The organism is Streptomyces sp. NPDC006624, from assembly GCF_040611555.1.
GTDB lineage: Bacteria > Actinomycetota > Actinomycetes > Streptomycetales > Streptomycetaceae > Streptomyces.
This window is the reverse complement of record NZ_JBEXOM010000048.1, coordinates 1-3,998: the sequence shown is the minus strand read 5'-3', so window position 1 is coordinate 3,998 and position 3,998 is coordinate 1. Positions and strand designations below refer to the sequence as shown.

The following is a 3,998-nucleotide window of genomic DNA, read 5'->3' as shown; positions in this document are numbered from 1 at the left end:
GTCGCCAGCAACGCCTGCGCCTCGATCGGATCACCCAGCCGCGTACCCGTCCCGTGCGCCTCCACCACGTCCACATCCACCACCGACAGACCGGCGCTGTCGAGCGCGTCACGGATCACGCGTTCCTGGGAGGGGCCGTTGGGCGCGGTGAGGCCGTTGCTGGCTCCGTCCTGGTTGATCGCGGATCCGCGCACCACCGCCAGCACCTCGTGCCCGTGCCGCCGGGCGTCCGACAACCGCTCCAGCAGCAGCACGCCCACACCCTCGCTCCAGGCGGTGCCGTCGGCCGCGTCGGAGAAGGCCTTGCAGCGGCCGTCCGGCGCCAGTCCCCGCTGCCGGCTGAACTCCACGAAGGTGCTGGGCGAGGCCATCACGGTGACGCCTCCGGCCAGCGCCAGTTCGCACTCGCCCGCCCGCAGCGCCTGGGCGGCCAGGTGCACGGCCACCAGGGAGGACGAGCAGGCGGTGTCCACCGTGATGGCGGGGCCCTTCAGACCGAGCGTGTAGGAGACGCGGCCGGAGACGACGCTGGGTGACGTGCCCACGAACCGGTAGGCCTCCACGCTGAGCGGGGTGGTGTGCAGCCGTGAGGTGTAGTCGCTGTACATCACGCCGCAGAAGACACCGGTGCGGCTGCCGTGCAGCGCCGTCGGGGCGATGCCGGCGCTCTCGACGGCCTCCCAGCTCGTCTCCAGCAGCAGCCGCTGCTGCGGGTCCATGCCGGCGGCCTCGCGCGGGCTGATGCCGAAGAACTCCGCGTCGAACAGGTCGGCGTCGTACAGGAAACCGCCGTGCCGGGTGTAGGACTTCCCGGGCCGCTCCGGGTCGGGGTCGTACAGGTCGTCGACGTGCCAGTCACGGTTCTCCGGGAACGGGCCGATGGCGTCGACGCCGTCGGCGACCAGTCGCCACAGGTCCTCGGGGGTGTGGACGTCGCCCGGGTACCGGCAGGCCATACCGACGATCACCACCGGGTCGTCCCGCTCGGCGCGGGTGGCCGGGACCGGTGCGGTCCGGGCCGTCGGCACGGCCGGTGCCGCCGCGATCCGCTCCATCAGGTGGTCGACGAGTGCCTGCGGGGTGGGGTGGTCGAAGACGACGGTGGCCTGCAGGGCGACACCGGTGGCCGTGCCGAGCCGTCCGCGCAGTTCGAGCGCCGACAGGGAGTCGACGCCGAGATCGCGGAAGGCGGCGGCCAGGTCGACGCTGCGGGGGCCGGGCAGGGCGAGGACGGCGGCGACCGTGGTGCGGACCAGCTCGGTGACCGCCCGGCGTCGTTCTGCCTCCGGCATGTCCGCGGTGCGCTGAGCCCAGGAGGCGCCGCCGTCCCCGGTCGCGGCGCGGCGGCGCGGGCTCGGGGCGAGGGCCCGCAGCAGCGGGTGCGGGGCCGGGTCGGCGTCGCGCAGCGCGGCGAGGTCGAGGGCGGCGGGGACCAGCAGGGCGTCGTCGGCGCCGAGGGCCGCGTCGAACAGCCGCAGTCCGTGCTCGTCGGTCAGCGGCCGTATGCCGCCGCGGCTCCAGCGGGCGATGTCCGCGGTGTCCAGCCGTGCGGCCATGCCGCCGGCCGCGGTGTCCCACATGCCCCAGGCCAGTGAGGTGGCGGCCAGTCCGCGGGCGCGGCGGTACTGGGCGAGGGAGTCGAGATAGGCGTTGGCCGCCGCGTACGCGCCCTGACCGGGGGTGCCGAGGAGTCCGGCGACGGAGGAGAACAGGACGAACGCGGCCGGCGGCCGGTCGACGGTGAGTTCGTGCAGATGGCGGGCGCCGTCCGCCTTGGCGGCAAGGACCCGGTCGGCGTCCTCGGGGCGCAGGTTGTCCAGGGTGGCGTCGGCGAGAACGCCCGCGGCGTGCACGACGGCCGTCAGCGGGTGGGAGGCGGGTATGTCGGCCAGGACCTGGGCGAGGCGGCCGCGGTCCGCGGTGTCGCAGGCGACGACGGTGACCTCGGCGCCCGACTCGGCCAGTTCGTCGACGAGTTCGGCCGCCCCTGGTGCGTCCGGTCCCCGGCGGCTGGTCAGCAGCAGGTGCCGGATGCCGTGCCGGACGACCAGGTGCCGCGCGAGGCGCCGTCCGAGGCCCCCGGTGCCCCCGGTGATCAGGACGGTGCCCTCGGGGTCGAGGACGGCCGGCCCGGTCGGCTCCGTTCGGCCGCGTATCAGGCGGGGCGTCAGCATCCGGCCGTCGCGCAGGGCCAGTTCGAGACCCTCGGCCACGGCGGTTGCCGCGGCGGTCCGCACGTCGTCGGCGCCGGTGGAGCCGGCCGCCCGGTCGCCGCGGGTGTCGGTGTCGGTGTCCAGCAGCGCGAAGCGTCCCGGGTGTTCGCTCGCGGCGGTGCGTACCAGTCCGCGCACCGCGGCGGCGGGCAGGTCGTGGACGTCCTCGCCGGGAACGGCCGCGATGGCGCGGCGCGTCAGGAGCAGGTACCGGGTGGCCGCCAGCCGCTCGTCGGCGAGGCAGTGCCGGATCGCGAGGAGCACCTCCCGGACGGCGCCACGCGCTTCCGCGTCGCTCTCCTGCCCTGTGCGGTAGGGCAGCACCAGCACGTCGGGAGCCGGTTCACCGGCGTCGAGGGCGGCGGTGAGGGCGTCCGGGTCCGGGTAGGCGTCGTTGGTGAGACCGGGCACGGCTGTGCCGAGGGCCGCCCACCGCCCCGGTGCTGCCTGCCCGGCGGGGGTCCGCAGGGGCTGCCACTCCACCCGGTGCGGAACGTCGGCGGAGCCGCCCGTGTGCCCGGCGATGCGATCGGCCGGCACCGGGCGCAGCGTCACGGAGTCGACGCTGAGCACCGGCTGTCCGGCGGGGTCGGTGGCCGTCAGGGCGAGGCTGTCACCCGTGTGCCGTGTGAGCCGGACCCGGAGCCGGGTGGCGCCCGAGGCGTGCAGGGTCACCCCGTCGTAGGCGAACGGCAGGCGGACCGTGCCCTCGTCACCGGGTTCGGCGAGCAGCAAGGTGTGCAGGGCGGCGTCCAGGAGCGCCGGGTGCAGGCCGTACTCGGCGGCTTCCGTCTGCAGGTCCTCGGGCAGTTCCACCTCCCCGTACAGGTCGGTGCCCGACCGCCACGCGGCGACGAGGCCTTGGAAGGCGGGACCGTAGGCGTAGCCCTGGTCGGCGAGGCGGTCGTAGAGGCCGTCGAGCGGCAGCGGGTGGGCGTCCGGCGGCGGCCAGGAGCCCTCGTCTGCGGGGGCCGTCCGGGCGCGCGGGGCGAGCACTCCCGCGGCGTGCCGGTTCCAGTCGCCCTCTTCGTGGCTGGAGTGGACTGCGATCGGCCGGCTGCCGTCAGCGTCGACGGGTCCCACGGTGATCTGGAGACGGACGCCGTCCGCGGGCAGCGGCAGGGGGGCTTCGAGGACGAGCTCGCGCAGGGTGCCGCAGTCGGCACGGTCACCGGCGGCCACGGCCAGTTCCACGAGCGCGGCGCCCGGCAGCAGCGCGGTGCCGGCGATGACGTGCTGGGCGAGCCAGGGCCGGGTGCGCGGGGAGAGGCGGCCGGCGAGCAGGAGTCCGTCGCCGTCGGCGAGGCCGGTCATCCCGCCGAGCAACGGATGCCCGGCGGGCGCGAGACCCACGTCCGCGGCATCGCCCACGGTGGCGGTGTCGAGCCAGTAACGGCGGCGCTGGAAGGCGTACGTGGGCAGTGCGGTCCGCCGGCCGCCGGGGAAGAGCCGCGCGGTGTCCGGCTGTTCGCCGTGCAGGGCGAGCCGCGCCAGGGCGGTGGTGAAGGTGCGGCTCTCCGACCGTTCGCGGCGCAGGAGTGGGGCGAGCGCCGGGGCGTCCTCACCGAGGCAGGCCCGGACCATGGCGGTGAGCACCGGGTCGGGTCCCAACTCCACGTACGCGGTGACTCGTTCGTCGTGCAGGGTGCGTACGCCGTCGTGGAAGCGGACGGTGCCGCGCAACTGACGCACCCAGTAGTCCGGGTCCGCCAGCTCCTCCACGCTCGCCACACGACCGGTCACATTGGACACCAGCGGAATCCGCGGAGGATGAAACACCACCCC

1 protein-coding gene is annotated in these 3,998 nt (G+C 75.3%); it reads right to left on the bottom strand.

The window, feature by feature from the left end; all coding sequences use genetic code 11:
• Positions 1 to 3,956: SDR family NAD(P)-dependent oxidoreductase (locus ABZY20_RS37035; protein WP_356447912.1), on the bottom strand; the 3,956-nt coding region annotated here is incomplete at its 3' end.
• Positions 3,957 to 3,998 lie beyond the last annotated feature (42 nt).